At 65.1% G+C, this 17,254-nt stretch carries 17 protein-coding genes; 9 read left to right on the plus strand and 8 right to left on the minus strand.

Annotation, left to right across the window (positions count from 1 at the left end):
- Positions 1–68: 68 nt before the first annotated feature.
- The 3 genes from MAB_RS18410 to MAB_RS18420 are packed head-to-tail and all read left to right on the plus strand — an operon-like array spanning position 69 to position 3,767.
- Entirely contained in the window at positions 69–1,718 is a 1,650-nt protein-coding gene (locus MAB_RS18410) for an acyl-CoA carboxylase subunit beta (RefSeq protein WP_005056191.1), read from the plus strand.
- 20 nt (positions 1,719–1,738) lie between these two features.
- Positions 1,739–2,017, plus strand: coding sequence for an acyl-CoA carboxylase epsilon subunit (locus MAB_RS18415; protein ID WP_005094354.1), 279 nt, complete (start codon positions 1,739–1,741; stop codon positions 2,015–2,017).
- A gap of 19 nt (positions 2,018–2,036) precedes the next feature.
- On the plus strand, positions 2,037–3,767 hold the full coding sequence (locus tag MAB_RS18420; protein WP_012296680.1) for a Maf family protein: 1,731 nt from the start codon (positions 2,037–2,039) through the stop codon (positions 3,765–3,767).
- Positions 3,768–3,820: 53 nt separating this feature from the next.
- On the opposite strand, the gene MAB_RS18425 is transcribed toward MAB_RS18420, so the two are convergent.
- From MAB_RS18425 to MAB_RS18445, 5 genes are read right to left on the minus strand one after another with little or no spacing between them, the layout of a single operon-like run.
- Entirely contained in the window at positions 3,821–5,209 is a 1,389-nt protein-coding gene (locus MAB_RS18425; RefSeq protein WP_012296681.1) for a GntP family permease, read from the minus strand.
- Positions 5,206–5,718 (minus strand): gluconokinase, encoded by a 513-nt coding sequence (locus MAB_RS18430; RefSeq protein ID WP_005125205.1) that lies wholly within the window; start codon positions 5,716–5,718, stop codon positions 5,206–5,208. Before MAB_RS18430 ends, MAB_RS18425 begins: the two co-directional genes overlap by 4 nt.
- Positions 5,718–6,980 carry an acyl-CoA dehydrogenase family protein gene (locus MAB_RS18435; RefSeq protein WP_005080787.1) on the minus strand — a complete coding sequence of 421 codons (1,263 nt, stop codon included), beginning with the start codon at positions 6,978–6,980 and terminating at the stop codon, positions 5,718–5,720. Before MAB_RS18435 ends, MAB_RS18430 begins: the two co-directional genes overlap by 1 nt.
- Positions 6,977–7,987: a phosphotransferase family protein gene (locus MAB_RS18440; RefSeq protein WP_005111946.1), complete on the minus strand. Its 1,011-nt coding sequence runs from the start codon at positions 7,985–7,987 to the stop codon at positions 6,977–6,979. The genes MAB_RS18435 and MAB_RS18440 overlap by 4 nt, the downstream gene beginning before the upstream one ends.
- The gene (locus MAB_RS18445) at positions 7,984–8,235 is read right to left on the minus strand and encodes a hypothetical protein (protein WP_005094367.1); all 252 of its coding nucleotides are present in this window, start codon (positions 8,233–8,235) and stop codon (positions 7,984–7,986) included. Before MAB_RS18445 ends, MAB_RS18440 begins: the two co-directional genes overlap by 4 nt.
- A gap of 71 nt (positions 8,236–8,306) precedes the next feature.
- Here MAB_RS18445 and MAB_RS18450 point away from each other — a divergent pair, with 71 nt between their 5' ends.
- Positions 8,307–9,305, plus strand: coding sequence for an LLM class flavin-dependent oxidoreductase (locus MAB_RS18450; protein WP_005094369.1), 999 nt, complete (start codon positions 8,307–8,309; stop codon positions 9,303–9,305).
- Between the two features lie 56 nt (positions 9,306–9,361).
- Here the strand turns inward: MAB_RS18450 and MAB_RS18455 are convergent, their stop codons facing one another.
- Positions 9,362–10,879 (minus strand): hypothetical protein, encoded by a 1,518-nt coding sequence (locus tag MAB_RS18455; protein WP_005111949.1) that lies wholly within the window; start codon positions 10,877–10,879, stop codon positions 9,362–9,364.
- Between the two features lie 99 nt (positions 10,880–10,978).
- On the opposite strand from MAB_RS18455, the gene MAB_RS18460 reads away from it, so the two are divergent.
- From MAB_RS18460 to MAB_RS18480, 5 genes are all read left to right on the plus strand, one after another.
- The gene (locus MAB_RS18460; RefSeq protein ID WP_005077428.1) at positions 10,979–11,875 is read left to right on the plus strand and encodes a sulfurtransferase; all 897 of its coding nucleotides are present in this window, start codon (positions 10,979–10,981) and stop codon (positions 11,873–11,875) included.
- A 5-nt stretch (positions 11,876–11,880) separates the two neighbouring features.
- Positions 11,881–12,291, plus strand: a complete 411-nt coding sequence (locus tag MAB_RS18465; protein WP_005080777.1) for a SufE family protein — start codon at positions 11,881–11,883, stop codon at positions 12,289–12,291.
- 135 nt (positions 12,292–12,426) lie between these two features.
- Positions 12,427–14,223 carry an acetyl/propionyl/methylcrotonyl-CoA carboxylase subunit alpha gene (locus MAB_RS18470; RefSeq protein ID WP_005080774.1) on the plus strand — a complete coding sequence of 599 codons (1,797 nt, stop codon included), beginning with the start codon at positions 12,427–12,429 and terminating at the stop codon, positions 14,221–14,223.
- A gap of 83 nt (positions 14,224–14,306) precedes the next feature.
- Positions 14,307–14,633 carry a hypothetical protein gene (locus tag MAB_RS18475; protein WP_005080773.1) on the plus strand — a complete coding sequence of 109 codons (327 nt, stop codon included), beginning with the start codon at positions 14,307–14,309 and terminating at the stop codon, positions 14,631–14,633.
- A 51-nt stretch (positions 14,634–14,684) separates the two neighbouring features.
- Complete coding sequence (locus MAB_RS18480; RefSeq protein WP_005080770.1) at positions 14,685–15,275, plus strand: NADPH-dependent FMN reductase; 591 nt, start codon at positions 14,685–14,687, stop codon at positions 15,273–15,275.
- A gap of 28 nt (positions 15,276–15,303) precedes the next feature.
- On the opposite strand, the gene lat is transcribed toward MAB_RS18480, so the two are convergent.
- A complete protein-coding gene (gene lat / locus MAB_RS18485; RefSeq protein WP_005094374.1) occupies positions 15,304–16,599 on the minus strand; it encodes an L-lysine 6-transaminase in 1,296 nt (431 codons plus the stop codon).
- Between the two features lie 124 nt (positions 16,600–16,723).
- Positions 16,724–17,200, minus strand: coding sequence for an Lrp/AsnC family transcriptional regulator (locus MAB_RS18490; protein ID WP_005080764.1), 477 nt, complete (start codon positions 17,198–17,200; stop codon positions 16,724–16,726).
- Between the last annotated feature and the right edge of the window lie 54 nt (positions 17,201–17,254).

Genomic DNA, 17,254 nt, shown 5'->3' on the forward strand with positions numbered 1-17,254 from the left:
AAAATTTCTGAGAACTCTCTAAGGCCCATGCGTGTTCTGCCGGGTGGCGCGCGATAGCATCGGGACCCATGACGACCACCGAGTCCGACAGCCACACCGCCGCCGACGCCGCGGCTCCCCAGCCCGACATACATACCACCGCGGGCAAGCTCGCCGATCTGCGTCGGCGCAATGAGGAAGCACTGCACCCGGTAGGTGAGGCCGCCGTCGACAAGATCCACGCCAAGGGCAAGCTGACCGCCCGCGAGCGCATCTTCGCGCTGTTGGACGAGGGCTCGTTCGTCGAGCTGGATGCGCTGGCCCGCCACCGCAGCACCAACTTCGGCCTGGAGTCCAAGCGCCCGCTCGGTGACGGTGTCGTGACCGGTTTCGGCACCATCGACGGCCGCGACGTCTGCATCTTCAGCCAGGACGTATCGGTCTTCGGCGGCAGCCTCGGTGAGGTCTACGGCGAAAAGATCGTCAAGGTCATGGACCTGGCCATCAAGACCGGTCGTCCCCTGATCGGCATCAACGAAGGTGCCGGCGCCCGTATTCAAGAGGGCGTCGTCTCCCTCGGCCTGTACGGCCAGATCTTCCATCGCAACGTCATCGCCTCCGGTGTCATCCCGCAGATCTCGCTGATCATGGGTCCCGCGGCCGGTGGCCACGTGTACTCCCCCGCACTGACCGACTTCGTGGTGATGGTCGACCAGACCAGCCAAATGTTCATCACCGGCCCCGACGTCATCAAGACCGTCACCGGCGAGGACGTCACCATGGAGGAGCTGGGCGGCGCCCACACCCACATGGCCAAGTCCGGCACCGCGCACTACGTGGCCTCCGGCGAGCAGGACGCCTTCGATTACGTCCGCGACATCCTGAGCTACCTGCCCTCCAACAATGCCTCCGAGCCCCCGCGCTACCCCGGACCGGAGCCCACCGACGGTGCCATCGAGGACCACCTCACCGAGGAAGACCTCGAACTGGACACGCTGATCCCGGACTCCCCGAACCAGCCGTACGACATGCACGAGGTCATCACCCGCATCCTCGACGACGACGAATTCCTCGAGGTGCAGGCGGGCTACGCGCAGAACATCATCGTCGGCTTCGGCCGCATCGACGGCCGCAGCGTGGGCATCGTCGCCAACCAGCCGACCCAGTTCGCCGGCTGCCTGGATATCAACGCGTCCGAGAAGGCCGCACGATTCATCCGCACCTGCGACTGCTTCGGCATCCCGATCATCACCCTGGAGGATGTGCCCGGCTTCCTGCCCGGCACCGAGCAGGAATACAACGGCATCATCCGGCGCGGCGCCAAGCTGCTGTACGCCTACGGTGAGGCCACCGTTCCGAAGATCACCGTCATCACCCGCAAGGCCTACGGCGGCGCGTACGACGTGATGGGATCCAAGCACATGGGTGCCGACGTCAACGTCGCATGGCCCACCGCGCAGATCGCCGTCATGGGCGCATCGGGTGCCGTCGGGTTCGTGTACCGCTCGCAGCTGGCCGAGGCCGCCAAGAACGGTGACGACGTGGATGCCCTGCGCCTTCAGCTGCAGGCGGAGTACGAAGACACCCTGGTGAACCCCTACATCGCCGCCGAGCGCGGATACGTCGACGCGGTCATCCCGCCGTCGCACACCCGCGGCTACATCGCTACGTCGCTGCGCTTGCTCGATCGCAAGATCGTGCGGCTCCCACCGAAGAAGCACGGAAACATTCCGCTGTGACCAATGAAGAAGGTACGTCCGTGACCGACGAGACCGTAGCCGCTGAAGCGAACCCCGGCGGGGAGGGCCGAGTCAAGGCCGCCGACATCCAAGTGCTCAGCGGCAACCCGACCGACGAGGAGATCGCGGCCCTGGTCGCAGCGCTCAGTGCGCTCGCGTCCAAGGCCGAAGCCGCCGAACTCAAGCCCCGCAATCTCTGGGCCGAGCCGATTGACATGCTGCGCTACAGCCCGCACAGCTGGCAGCGAGTCACCCTGTTCGAGCGGGCGAAGCTCGCTCGCCCCCGCGGCACGTACTAGATAGCAGCCCTCGGGTCCCGTGACCGCTACCCCTGGTCTTCGCGCGAGCGGCTCAACAACATTCGTCCTCGCGTCCGCGTCCCCCGCACGTGAGCGGATCTTGGAGCAGGCCGGCCTGAATCCGGTCGTTATCGTGTCGCACGTCGACGAGCATCTGGTCATGGCGACACAGCCCTCCGGCACCCCACCTTCACGTGCTGTGGAAGTGCTGGCGTCCGCCAAGGCATTTGATGTCGCCACAGCCTTGGCGGGTGAGGTGGCCGCCGACGCGGTGGTGCTGGGCTGCGATTCCCTGCTGCTGCTCGACGGCTCGTTGCAAGGCAAACCGGGCACCGTCAAGGAAGCACGCCGCCGCTGGGAACTGATGGCCGGGCGCAGCGCCGAGCTGCTCACCGGGCACTGCCTGGTGCGGGTGCTCGACGGTAAACCTGTTGCCCGTGTGAGCGAAACACGATCGACCACAGTGCGTTTCGGTACCCCGTCGGCCGATGACCTCGAGGCTTACTTGGCCACCGGCGAACCGCTACAGGTGGCCGGAGCCTTCACGCTCGACGGCCTGGGAGGCTGGTTCATCGACGGCATCGACGGCGACCCCTCGAACGTGATCGGGGTCAGCGTTCCGCTGGTGGGCCGGCTGCTGAACAAGCTGGGCGTCTCGGCTTCGTCGCTGTGGATCCGCCATGAAAAGCATGTGCCGCCCAAACCTTTTCACCCCGACACACCGACCGTCCCGGCACTGCCGCCGCGCATGGTGCCGCTGTCCGACTCGCTGGTGATGATCGGGCCGACCCAGCAGCAGGAATTCAAGGATGCTCAGGGCATTCCGATCCCACATATGCCGTCGGTCAACACCAGCTTCCAAATCGCCTGCGACAATGACTCCTTCGACCTCGGTGTACACACCAACCGTGGGGCATGCCTATGGACGGGCGACTACCTGAACACCGGCGACGGTATCCAGTTGATTCCTGTGGACCCCGCGCGTCCGTCGGTTGCACTAGGCGGCCGAACCAAACCCCTTGCGCTGCCCGAGAATGCGCAGAATGGTGCTCGGCTGCTGCCGACCGGGTCTGCCCAGCTGGCACACCGTTCCTTCTTGTTCGCCTCATGCATTCCGGCCCCCGGTTGCAGCACCTTCGTCTCGGCCGATACCACCGTGTACGACGTGAGCGAGCCGGGCCAGACCACGTACCACCCGGTGGGTGTCATGGCCGGAATCTCTCAGCCGAGCGGGGTCTCGGCGCCCGGCCGCCGGATGCTGGTGGCCGGGAACATCGGCACCGGGCCCTGGGCGCCGCGTTTGGCCTGGCTCACCCCACCGATCGACGATCCGGCATTCCTTGACTCGTCGGCGTGGGAGAAGCTCGGCCAGATCAAGGGCGGAGGGGACCGCGAGAACCAGTTGTTCGCGCTACCCGCAGGAGGTTTCGGGTTGCTCGACGCGAACGGTTCGGGCGATGCCCACATCGGGCTCAAGCTGTTCCGCACTCCGCAGGAATTGGTCAGCGAGCCCATGACGGTGCTCATCCGCAACGATCCGTCCGATCCCCGAGCCGATGATCCGTTCATTTCGCGCGATCCGCACAAACTGCTGCAGCCATATGGGCCGCAGGTCGTCAACATCACCATGAACCCCGACGGCACGCAAACGCTGTATTTCCTGGTGAGCCAATGGGTTACCGACCCTACCCGCGCCTACCGGACCATCCTCTACTCGATCGTGCTGGCGCCGCAGTACCTAAGTATCTAGCTCTGAACAGGAAGTTCGCGGCCTGTCGCAGTTCATCGGCGCGGACAAAAGCGTCAGACCACGACACTCAGCAGCAGCACCATCGCGAATCCGACAACCGAGATCAGCGTTTCCATCACCGACCACGACTTGAGCGTCTGGCCCACACTCATACCGAAATACTCCTTGACCAACCAGAATCCGGCGTCGTTCACGTGCGAGAAGAACAGTGATCCGGCACCCACCGCCAGTACCAGTAGCGCGACATGGGCGGTGGACATGTCGGCGGCCAACGGCGAGACGATACCGGCGGCCGTAATGGTGGCTACCGTGGCTGATCCGGTGGCCAATCGAATGAGCACCGCGATGAGCCAGCCGAGCACCAGCGCGGGAATCTGCCATTTCTCCGACCAACTGCTCACCGCGTCTCCCACCCCGACATCGATGAGCGTCTGCTTGAATCCGCCACCGGCACCAACGATGAAGACAATTCCCGCGATGGGTCCCAGCGACTTCTCGATGATCCCCGCGACACCAATCCGATCCAGACCCGATGCCTTGCCCAGTGTCACCATGGCCACCAACGTCGCTGCCAACAGCGCAACCAGTGGGGTCCCGATCGTATCGAAGATCCGCTGCACCAACGATTTCGGATTGTCGATGACGACATCGGACAACGCCTTCGCCAACATCAGCGTCACCGGTAGCAAGATGGTCGCCAGCACTGCCACCACGCTGGGTGCGGGCCCCGTGCGCTCGGCTTCAGGCGCCGTCGCGGTGGGAATGTCCAACGGCCCCACCCAGCGCTCCGCGATCCGCGCGTAGAGCGGTCCCGCCACGATCAAGGTGGGCACCGCCGCCACAAGTCCGAATGCCAGAGTGACACCCAGGTCGGCCTTCAGCGCATCCACTGCCACCAACGGGCCCGGATGCGGCGGCACCAGCCCATGCAGTACTGACAGGCCCGCCAGCGCTGGGATGCCCACCCGTAGCAGTGGCACATTTCCCCGACGTGCCACCAAGAGCACAATCGGAATCAACAGCACCACACCCACTTCGAAGAACAAGGGCAGGCCCAGCACGGCGGCGATCGACGCCACTGCCCACGGCAGCAGACGTGGACTGGACCGGGTGAGCACGGCGTCGGCCACGATGTTCGCCCCGCCGGAATCGGCCAGCAGCCGGCCGAGCATCGCACCCAGGCCGATGAGCAGCCCAACACCGGCGATGGTCGAGCCGAACCCCGTCACAAACGAGCCCAGCAACTTGTCGAACGGGACGCTCGCGGCGGCAGCCAGTGTCCCCGACCCCAACAGCAGCGCCAGGAACGGATGCAGCCGAAGGCGGGTGATGAGCAGAATGATCGCCCCGATACTCAGCAGCACAGCGGCGAGCAGCCGGACCTCACTCGTGGTGTGCGCGACGTTCGCCTGTTCGGCCAGGAGCACCAGCCCGGCGTTCATACGCCGAACTGCCTCAACGCCTCTGCCACCAATTGCTCCGGCTCGGTGCCCACATCCAGTGCGACGCCCTTCTCGTCGGATTGCAGCGGTTCGAGAATGTCGAACTGCGAGTCCAGCAGCGACGTAGGCATGAAATGCCCGGCACGATGCGACATCCGATCACCGACGAGCGACCGATTGCCGGATAGATGCAGAAAGAACACGTCAGACCACCCGGTACGCAGAATGTCGCGGTAATGACGTTTGAGCGCGGAGCAGGTGACTACGCCGCCTGTCCCCGCGCGTCCATGCTCGCAAATCCATTCGGCGATGCGCCGCAGCCACGGCTCGCGATCGGTGTCGTCCAGTGGGATGCCTGCGGCCATCTTGGCGATATTTGCTTCGGGGTGGAAATCGTCCCCCTCGGCATAAGGAGCATCCAACCGCTGCGCCAACAGCCGGGCGACCGTCGTCTTGCCCGCTCCTGCCACGCCCATGACGACCACGACGGGCGGCGACGCCTGTGCCACTAAACCCCCTTGGGTGCCTTTTGACTCATGAAACCGAACATGTACCCGGCTACCCTACGCATCTGAATCTCCTCGGCGCCCTCCGTGATCCGGTAACGCCGATGGTGTCGGTAGATGTGCTCGAACGGCATATGCCGCGAATAGCCCATTCCGCCGTGCACCTGCATGGCCCGGTCGGCGGCCTCACAGCACAACCGGTTGGCCACGTAATTGCACATCGAGACCTGCTCGGAGACGGAGAAGGGGCCATAGGTGTCCATGGACCAGGCGGTCTTGTGGATCAGGGCCCGCAGCATCTCGCACTGCGTCTGCAGCTCGACGAGCGGAAACTGGATGGCCTGGTTGGACGCCAGCGCCTTCCCAAAGGGCCTGCGTTCCTTGGCGTACGCAACGGACCTGTCGATACAGAACTGCGCCGCACCAAGGCTGGAGGCGGCCTGCCGGATGCGGTTCTCGTTGAAGAAGTGCTGTACCACCCCCAGGCCGCGCCCCTCCCCGCCGAAGATCGCGGCGTCCGGTACTCGCACGTCGGTCAGCGATACGTGGGCGTGGTCGGTCGGCATGTTGAAAGTCCAGAGGTATTCCTCGACCTTGAAGCCTGGGGCGTCCGCAGGTACCAGGAAGGCTGTGATACCACGGCCGTCACCAGGCTCACCCGAGGTACGTGCGAATATCAGGTCGGCGTCGGCGACGTGCACCCCGGTGTTCCAGGTCTTCTCACCGTTGATCACCCAGTCCGGCCCATCCTTGACCGCACGGGTTTCCATGTACGTGGCATCGGAGCCGTGTTCGGGTTCGGTGATGCCGAACGCGAACACCTTGGTGCCGCCGGCGAGCCCCTCCACCCACGCGGCCTTCTGCTCGTCCGAGCCGTACTCCAACATGAGCAGCAGGCCCACGTTGTTGCCGACGATGGCGTGTTCGTTCTGCAGGTCACAGTGCAATCCCAGGCCACGCCGTGCCAGGTGTTCGCGAATGACCGCCATACCGAGGTTGGATCCGTCCCGTCCGCCGAATTCCGCGGGAAAGGGATACCGAAAGTGCCCCGCCACGTCCGCGCGCCTGCGTGCCTCGCCGAGCAACGCCTCCCATTCTCTGTTGGGCAGACCGCCACGCTCCCAATCGGTTCGAGAATCTTCTCGCCGGTGGTCGAAGAATCGGATGTTGTCATCGGCCTGCTCGAGCGGCACGATCTCACGGTCGATGAATCCGTCGAGCTCTGCCAGATAATCGACGAGTTCGGGCGGCAGTTCGAAGTTCATCTCGTTCCTTCCCGCTCCGACGGCTTGGTCAACATCAGCAAGTCCCATTCGATCTCGGGTATCCGCCGGCCGCTGGCGGCCATCACGATGTCCCGTACGCTCCCGTCCAGATAGGACTTTGCTTGCGCGGCAAGGCCCACGCCCCACCACAGGGTGCCCAGGACCTTCCACCACTGAAACCGTTCCGGGTCGAATGTCCCACCGGATTCTTCATACGACCGCACAAATACGTCGCGACCGGCGAAGCCGCCGAATTCGCGGTCGTCGAGTCCAAATCTCCACATGCGCAACGCCGTCCAACCGACATCCCGCATGGGATCACCGAACCGGGTGGTGCCTTCCCAGTCCAGGACGGCCCGCAGCCCGTCCTCGCCCACGATGACGTTGCCATTGCGAATGTCGGTATGCACCAGGGACCGTCGAACAGGAGGCCCAGGCATGCGCTCGGTCAGCCAGGACAGTGCGCGCTGGAACACCGGCCGGTCCGGAAGCAAGGCCGCGACTCCCTCACGCATCTGCTCCAACATGACGACCGCGGGTTCGGACTCCAGATCACCGGGCAGATCGGGCGGTGCCATCGCGGGGTCGATCCCGTGCAGCCGACCCATGGCCGAGCCGAGCTGGCCGGCGACCAGATCACCGATGCCGCGTGCCTCCACCAGCCGAAGCACCTTGCGCGGCACCGTCTCTCCCGCTATCCGTTCGGAGATCATGAAGGGTGCACCCACATATGCGGCGTCCGGGCAGATACCGCGCACCCGTGGTACCGGAACACCGTTGCTCCGCGCCAGCTCACGCACCCCCGCCTCGCCGCTCACCGGTATCTGCTGCACCGCTGCGGGCACGATCGTCGCCACCAGTTCGAGGGTCTCGCTCCCGAACGTGGCATCCAGGAGTACATTTCGTCGTCTGGCACCAGCCGAAACGCCGACCACACCCGAAACCGTGAAATCCTTGCCGAACTCGTCACGCAGATAGCGGGTCAGACCTTCCGTCAGGTCACTCATTCGCCCTCCCAGGCGTCGTAGCCGGGCTTGACGATCGCCAGCTCGGCGCGCACCGACTGGACCAGCTCGTCCCAGGAAGAATCCTGGGTGGGCGGCGCCGGCACTGTCAGTTCGCGCTGCAGAATCCTGGCGATGTTGGCGCCGACGCGCGCACGATGCACCGAGGTGGAGGGCAGCTCCGGTTGGAGGTCGTCGAGCAGATCGGCGAGAGCACCCGCCAGTTCCGCTGCTGTCGGAATGAAGGGCACCCTCCGTTTGTACCTTCTATGGTGCGTCCCACGGGGGAATAGCGGAGAAACACCAGGAGTTGCGGTAAATCATGGCGAGACCGGTATCGATTCTGGATCTGGCGCGGGTCGCGCCGCACGAGACCGTGGCCGAGAGTTTCGCTGCGAGCGTCGAGATAGCCCGGCATGCGGAGACCCTGGGATTTCATCGCGTCTGGTACGCCGAACACCACAACATGCGCTCCATTGCCTCCTCGGCGACGAGTGTCCTCATCGCGCACGTGGCCACGCAGACCTCCACCATCCGGCTCGGCGCGGGCGGCATCATGCTGCCCAACCACTCCCCGCTGCAGATCGCCGAGCAGTTCGGAACGCTGGAAACGCTGCACCCGGGGCGCATCGACCTGGGCCTTGGCCGCGCACCGGGAACGGACCAGGTGACCCTGCGCGCGTTGCGGCACGGCCCCGGCGACGCCGAACATTTTCCGCAGGACGTCCTGGAACTGCAGGCCTTCCTGGGCGATCAGAGCCGTGTTCCCGGCGTCACCGCGACACCCGGCCACGGGACCCAGGTACCGCTGTACATCCTCGGGTCCTCATTGTTCGGCGCGAAGCTGGCGGCGGTGTTGGGGCTGCCCTACGGTTTCGCCTCGCACTTCGCACCCCCCGCGTTGCAGGACGCTGTCGCCTTGTACCGGCGGGAGTTCCAGCCGTCCCAGCAGCTCGATGCGCCCTATGTGCTGGCCGGTGTCAACGTGATCGCCGCGGACGATGAGGCCACCGCACGCGATCAGCATCAAGCAGCGCTGATCGAGCGCGCCAAGCTTTTTCTGCACCGCAGCGGCGGCCCCCGCCTCACCGACGAGGAGGCGCTCGCCGCGCTGGAGTCACCGGCCGGACGACAGATTCAGTCGATGACCAAGTACTTCGCCGTCGGCACCGCGGATCAAGTAGGCGCCTACCTGGAAGATTTTGCGCAGCTGGCCGATGCCGACGAGCTCATCGTGGTGCCCAACGCACCAGACCGGAAGTTGCAGCTGCGATCACTGGAGATCGTGGCGGAGGTCAGCGGTCTGACGCTACGCGGCTGAATTCGGTTCTGTCACAGTGGTTCAGGTAGCGGTTACTTGTCAGCGTGCGTCAGCAGCTACCGGCTGATCCGCGGCGACTGAGCCAAGGGTGTGGTGAGGTATGCCCTCGACAAGGCGAGGGCAACCACCGTCACAACCACCAACACATACACGGGTAGCAAGTGCTCGAAATGGGTGTACCCAATGGAGAAGTGGACAGCCAAGACCGGCACCGTGCCGAACGCACATCCGAGTAATAGTGACCACCACACCCAGCGCTCGCCGCGGCGCCAGCCCCACATGCTGATCAGCAGCACCGCCAGCCCGGCCCCCATCAGCGCTCCACCGAAACCTGCGCGGTCATGAGCGATGAACGGCAACAGATGTTGATTGGCGGAACGCAGCTGCGATGACCCGGTGCCCAGGAAATCCAGGTCGGTAGGAACAAACACCGTTGTCAACCCGACCGTCGAAATCACCGCTCCGGCAACGAACAGGCCTCCACCTACCGCAATCATCAGCAGCTGTCCCCACAACGCGCGTCGGCGTTGCGATTCCGGGCCCTCTACGACGGGCGGCCAATGCGCTTGCGTAGGGGCACGCCACACCGCCAGTACCAGCATGGGGAACAGCGCGACAACCACGAGCGTGTGCAGCGGCTCGAGGAACCCCGTCACCAAGAAGTAGAAGTACGTCAGAAAGGACACCGTCCCGGAGATCAGCAAAGCGTTGCGAGCCCACCGGTGTCCCTCCCTTATTCCACCCCAGGCCAACCCCAAGTACAGAATCCCAATACCAATCATGTTGCCCGCCATGGTGAGGCGGTCATGCTGCAGAAATCCGATCAGGTGCTGGTTCACCTCGTGTAAATCGTGCACCGACTGGCCCAGATAATCGCGGTCGTACCACAACAACACCGGCCCCAACGCTATGGCGGCCGCACCGATACCGGCGACGACGAGCCCAAGACCCGTCAGCGCACCCCATATCCACGCGGGCCACGCGCGCGGATCGAAACCGATATCGCGCAACGCCTTCGGCGGTGTGGTCGGCGTAGCGGCTTCGATCACCCGGTTGAACCAGCCCGGCCCGGCCTCGATCAACACCGTCGGTGTCGCGAGCACGGCCGTAGCCGGGTCCGCCAGCTCGCGGACAGCCGACGCTATCGCGGGGTCGCTGAGCCGCACCACCCCGGCCTCGCCCGGAAAGGACACCGCGTCGACGTAGGGCGCCACCGCATCGGCCGCCGCTGGCGTGGCGGCAAGCGCAGTCACCCGGCACCTTCGACCGACGGCCGCCGCACACACCTGCGGCACATCGGCGATGCCCACCGGAGCGATCTCGACAACCCCGGCACCCTGCACCGGCAACACCGCGATGGCCTCACGCGCGATGGACGGCGGGACCGTCGCCCCAAATCTGTCCTGCCACTGCGGCGGAACCGGGGCGTGATCGAACACCCGGGGAATCCAGCAGCTTCCGCCCACCCGCGTCACGAGCAGCGCCAGGGCCTTCATGGCCCACACCCGCGTCCTGTGCTCACCGAGCACCGACGCGACGATCGGGCTCAGCGGGTGATATGTCCAGTCCGGCATTGGCGAATTCTCGCACCGCGACCAGCAACGCACCGCGTATCCGACGTCGGTATCCGGCTCGATGAGCCGACTGCCCGCGAACGCGACTAGTCTCAAAGGGTGACCCTCCCGGCCGACCCCAGCCCCGAATTCGCCGCCTACGCGCACCCCGAACGCCTCGTCTCCGCCGACTGGCTTTCGGGACACCTAGGCACCCCCGGACTGTCCATCGTGGAGTCCGATGAGGACGTTCTTCTCTACGACATCGGGCACGTACCCGGCGCGGTGAAAATCGACTGGCACGTCGACCTGAACGACAGTACGGTCCGGGATTATATCGACGGCGCACAGTTCGCAGAGTTGATGAATCGCAAGGGAATCCGCCGCGAGGACACCGTCGTCATCTACGGGGACAAGTCCAACTGGTGGGCCGCGTACGCACTGTGGGTATTCACCCTGTTCGGGCATCCCGACGTCAGGCTGCTCGACGGCGGGCGAGACCTGTGGATTTCCGAGGGCCGCGATACCACCCTCGACGTCCCTTCCAAGCACACCGAGGGCTACCCCGTGGTGGAGCGCAACGACGCCCCGATCCGCGCCTACGCCGATGATGTGCTGGCACATCTGGGCCACGGTCCGCTGATCGATGTGCGCTCACCTGCGGAATACACCGGCGAACGCACCCACATGCCCGACTACCCAGAAGAGGGAGCGCTGCGCGGCGGACACATCCCCACCGCCGTCTCCATCCCGTGGGCCAAGGCCGCCGCCGAAGACAGCCGATTCCGGCGCCGCGGCGAGCTCGACGAGATCTACGGCGACGTCATCGCCGCCGACGGCGACATCGTCGCGTACTGCCGAATCGGCGAGCGTTCCAGCCACACCTGGTTCGTCCTCACCCACCTGCTAGGCGTCGAAGGCGTCCGCAACTACGACGGGTCCTGGACCGAATGGGGCAACCGGGTACGGACACCGATCGTCAAGGGCGACAAGCCCGGCGCCGTACCCACCCAATAAACGCCGTGACACTCCCCGCAGAGCTCGCCGAGATCGTCGCCGACTTCAAAGCCGTCGACGGCCAGGACAAGCTGCAGCTGTTGCTGGAGTTTTCGAGCGAACTGCCCGAGCTGCCATCGCATTTAGAGCAGGCCGCGATGGAACCCGTGCCGGAGTGCCAATCACCGTTGTTCCTGGATGTCGACGCCAGCGACCGCACTGAGGTCCACCTGTACTTCAGCGCACCCGCCGAGGCCCCGACCACGCGCGGGTTCGCCTCGATCCTGCAGCAGGGTCTCGACGGCCAGTCGGCCGACGCGATCCTGGCGGTGCCCGACGACTTCTATGCCGACCTCGGATTGGCCGCGTTGATCAGCCCGCTGCGGCTGCGCGGGATGTCGGCGATGTTGACTCGTATCAAGCGAAGACTGTCCTAAAGCTACTCACCAGTAGGTAAAAACAGGGGCGGCACACCCCATCCCCGATGTGTGTTTGACGCCACGGATGCATAAACTCACTGCCGAGACTTTAAGAAATCGATAAAGAACAGCACTAACGATCCAGGAGGCCCGGTGCCCAATCACGCCAGCTCGAAGATCAGCAAGGTACTCGTCGCCAACCGCGGCGAGATTGCGGTTCGGGTGATCCGCGCGGCGAAGGACGCTGGACTGGGCAGCGTCGCGATCTACGCCGAACCCGATGCTGATGCCCCCCACGTCCACCTCGCCGACGAGGCCTTCGGCATCGGCGGTAACACCGCCGCCGAGTCCTACCTGGACTTCGGCAAGATCCTGGAGGCCGCCGAGAAGTCCGGTGCCAACGCTATCCACCCCGGCTACGGCTTCCTGTCAGAGAACGCAGACTTTGCCCAGGCCGTCATCGATGCCGGGCTGATCTGGATCGGGCCCAGCCCGCAGTCCATCCGCGACCTCGGCGACAAGGTCACCGCCCGCCACATCGCGGCACGTGCGCAGGCCCCGCTGGTCCCCGGCACCCCCGATCCCGTGAAGGACGCTGACGAGGTCGTCGCCTTCGCCAAGGAGCATGGTCTCCCCATCGCCATCAAGGCCGCCTTCGGCGGTGGTGGCCGCGGCATGAAGGTGGCCCGCACCCTCGAAGAGGTACCCGAGCTGTTTGAGTCGGCCACCCGCGAGGCCGTCGCCGCGTTCGGTCGCGGCGAGTGCTTCGTGGAGCGCTACTTGGACAAGCCGCGCCACGTCGAGGCCCAGGTCATCGCCGACCAGCACGGCAATGTCGTGGTCGCCGGCACCCGCGACTGCTCGCTGCAGCGCCGCTTCCAGAAGCTGGTCGAAGAGGCGCCGGCGCCGTTCCTGACCGACGCCCAGCGCAAGGAGATCCACGAGTCCGCCAAGCGCATCTGCAAGGAGGCCGGGTACTACGGTGCCGGCACCGTGGAATACCTGGTGGGCCAGGACGGCCTGATCTCCTTCCTCGAGGTCAACACCCGTCTGCAGGTGGAACACCCCGTCACCGAGGAGACCGCGGGCGTCGATCTGGTGCTCGAGCAGTTCAAGATCGCCAACGGCGAGGCGCTGCAGTTCACCGAAGACCCCGAGCCGCGTGGCCACTCGATCGAGTTCCGCATCAACGGCGAGGACGCCGGCCGCAACTTCCTGCCGGCCCCCGGCCCGGTCAAGGTGTATGACACCCCGACCGGTCCCGGCGTGCGCCTGGATTCGGGCGTTCAGGCCGGATCCGTGATCGGCGGCCAGTTCGACTCCATGCTGGCCAAGCTGATCGTGACCGGCCGCGACCGCAACGAGGCCCTCGCCCGCTCGCGGCGCGCACTGGCCGAGTTCAACGTCGAGGGCCTGGCCACCGTCATCCCGTTCCACCGCGCCGTGGTGTCCGACCCTGCCTTCATCGGCGACGAGGACGGCTTCACCGTCCACACCCGCTGGATCGAGACCGAGTGGAACAACACCATCGAGCCGTTCACCGCTGGCGGTGAGGCAGCCGACGAGGACGAGGCCCTGCCCCGCCAGAAGCTGGTCGTCGAGGTCGGCGGCCGCCGTCTCGAGGTGTCGCTGCCCGGTGACATCTCGCTCGGCGGAGGAGGCGGCGCCGCGAACGGTGTGGTGCGCAAGAAGCCCAAGGCCCGCAAGCGTGGCGGCCACGGCGGTGGCGCTGCCACCGGCGACTCGGTCACCGCGCCGATGCAGGGCACCGTGGTCAAGGTCGCGGTTGAGGAGGGCCAGGAGGTCGAGGCCGGCGAGCTGATCGTGGTGCTGGAGGCCATGAAGATGGAGAACCCCGTCACCGCGCACAAGGCCGGTACCGTCACCGGGCTGAGTGTCGAGGCCGGGGCCGCCATCACCCAGGGCACGGTCATCGCCGAAATCAAGTAGGACCTTGTCGTCGAGCGTGAAGCTACGGCGGGATTCTCATCGAATTGCCGCCGCAGCTTCACGCTCGACGCATTTCTAGCCTTATGGAACCCATCGAGATCAACGCAGGCGCCTGGTACCTGCGCGCCCTGCGCGCCGACGAGCGTATGGATGACCGTCCGGCATTGACGTCGCTGGGCGTCGACGACGCGGACTACGTGACCGTGCGCGCCGCGGATTGGGACAGCGATCGCCTCTACAGCTGGGCCGTCTGCGAACCGACCACCGCCGAGATGGTGGCCGAGGTGCGTCTCGACCCCGTCACCGCAGAAATCGAGTCGCGCGCCCGCGCCGACTACCCCGGCGCGGGTGACGCCGAACAGGAGGCCGTCGCGGCGGTGCGGCGCTTCGCCGACGCCATGCTCGCGTGACGGAAAGAAGCCACTTGACCTCGAGTGCACTTTAGGTACGACGATTGGCGCGTGAACACGTCAACCACCCCGTTGCGCCTCGCCGTGATCTGCGCCAGCACCCGCGACGGCCGGTTCGGCCCGACCGTGGCGAACTGGATCGCACAGAGCGCACGCACCCACCCTGCCTTTGACGTTGGATACATCGACCTTGCGGATTACCCTCTGCCCCTCCATCTTTCCAAGCGGCCGGGGACGCAGGACACCGCTCAGCTGGCGAGGGTGACTGCTCGATTACGCATTGCCGACGCGTTTCTGGTGGTCACGCCGGAGTACAACCACAGTTTCCCCGCCCCGCTGAAGAACCTGATCGACTGGCATCACAGCGAATGGCAGGCCAAGCCGGTCGGATTCACCTCATACGGCGGCATGTCGGGCGGATTGCGCGCCATTGAGCAACTGCGATTGGTATTCGCCGAGCTCCATGCGGTGACCACCCGGGACGTGGTGAGCTTCCACGGCGTCTGGAGCCAGTTCGACGAAGACGGCAGACTCACCGACAGCCGCGACGCCGAAACGGCCGCCAAGACGATGCTCGACGAATTGGCATGGTGGGGCGCCGCGCTGCGCACGGCGCGTGAGCACTCGCCTTACGCCTGGTGACTGACCTTGTGCTCTTCGCGCAATGCGCTCATCGCAGCGCCAACACGCGTGATACCGCGGCCACCGCGGCGTCGATCTCCTCGGCGCTGACAATCAGCGGCGGCCGGAACCGAACGCTGTTCTCGCCGCTGGGCAGCAAAATGACGCGCTCATCGGCCCAGAGGCGCTGCACCAGATGATCGCGCTCTTCGGCAGTCGGAAGACTGAACGCACACATCAGGCCCCGGCCGCGGACGTCGCCGACCGCGTCATGGCGCACCGCCAGCGTCTGCAGACGTTCGAGTAGATACTCACCCATCCGCATCGCGTTCGCGAAAAGGCGCTGCGCCTCAACCACTTCCAAGATGCGACGGGACCGCACCATGTCGACCAGGTTGCCGCCCCACGTGGAGTTGATACGAGAGCTGACGGCAAAGACGTTGTCGTCAACCTCGTCGACGCGTCCACCCGCCATCACGCCACATACCTGGGTCTTCTTCCCGAAGGCCACGACGTCGGGGATCACACCCAGTTGCTGGAATGCCCAGGCCGTCCCGGTGAGCCCGCACCCGGTCTGCACCTCGTCGAAGATGAACAGGGCATCATTCTCGTGACACAGCGCACGCATGGCGTGGAAGAACTCCGGACGGAAGTGGTGATCGCCGCCCTCGCCCTGAATCGGTTCGGCGATGAAACAAGCTATGTCGTGCGGGTTTTCGGCGAAGGCGCGCCGCGCTTGCGCTAATGCCGAGGCTTCCAGGGCCTCGATATCGGCGCCCGGTCGCAGATAGGGCGCATCGATCCGCGGCCAGTCGAACTTAGGGAATCGTGCAACCTTGTTGGGGTCGGTGTTGGTCAGCGACATGGTGTATCCGCTGCGGCCATGAAATGCCTCGCGTAGGTGTAATACCTTGGTGCCCAACGACGCATCAATTCCGTGCGCCTCGTTCCAACGACTCTTCCAGTCGAATGCCACCTTCAGCGCGTTCTCGACGGCCAGCGCGCCGCCGTCGACGAAGAACAGATGCGGAAGGGCAGGATCACCCAGAACCCGCGCGAATGTGTCGACAAAACGAGCCATCTCGACGGTGTAGATGTCGGAATTGCTCGGCTTGTTGATGGCAGCCGTGGCCAGTTCGGCACGGAACTCATCGTCCTCGGCCAGCATCGGATGGTTCATGCCCAGCGCTGATGAGGCGAAGAAGGTGAACATGTCGAGATAGTCGGTTCCGTCGCGAGCATCCACCAGGTGCGCCCCATGGGAACGCTCCAGATCGAGCACGAGGTCCATCCCGTCGGCCAGAATGCTGCGGCGCAGCACGTCGTGCACTCGGTCCGGTGTCACCGGATCGGGGCGCGTTGCCTGGTCACCGTGCGTCGGGCCGGCCTGGAACCCAGGAAAGATCAGTGCGGTCATAGAGCCACACTAACGCAGTATTTACGACTTCTCTACATATCAACAAGAATTTTTACGGCACAAGCTGGCGGCCATCGTAAAAAGTTTGTAAGATGATGGTGCTTCGCGTGCGAACATTGGCGGTGGTGCGGATCAGCTGCAGCAGCTCCTCGAGCGCACGCGGTGACGGCACCCGCACCAGGAGGACGTAACTCTCCTCGCCTGCCACCGAATAGCACGACTCGATGGCGTCGATGTGCTCAAGCCGCGCAGGAGCATCATCGGGTTGAGAAGGATCGAGAGGGGTGATTGCCACGAACGCCGACAACAGCTGGCCGACCGACTCCGGATTGACCCGCGCCGCGTACCCGGCGAGCACCCCCCGAGCTTCCAGTCTCCGTACGCGGGTTTGCACCGCCGAGATCGACAGTCCCGCCTTGGCGGCCAAATGCGCGAGAGTAGCCCGGCCATCGCGAGCCAACTCGCGCACCAGAATTCGATCGACATCGTCGAGCGGTCGCTCGGGCGTCCTCTCGGAATCCACAGTCACGGGGGCAGAGTACCGCGACCAGGCAGAACAAGGAACGGACTTGCACAGGCCAAT

Origin of the sequence: Mycobacteroides abscessus ATCC 19977, from assembly GCF_000069185.1 — a bacterium.
In the GTDB taxonomy this organism is placed as follows: Bacteria; Actinomycetota; Actinomycetes; order Mycobacteriales; family Mycobacteriaceae; genus Mycobacterium; species Mycobacterium abscessus.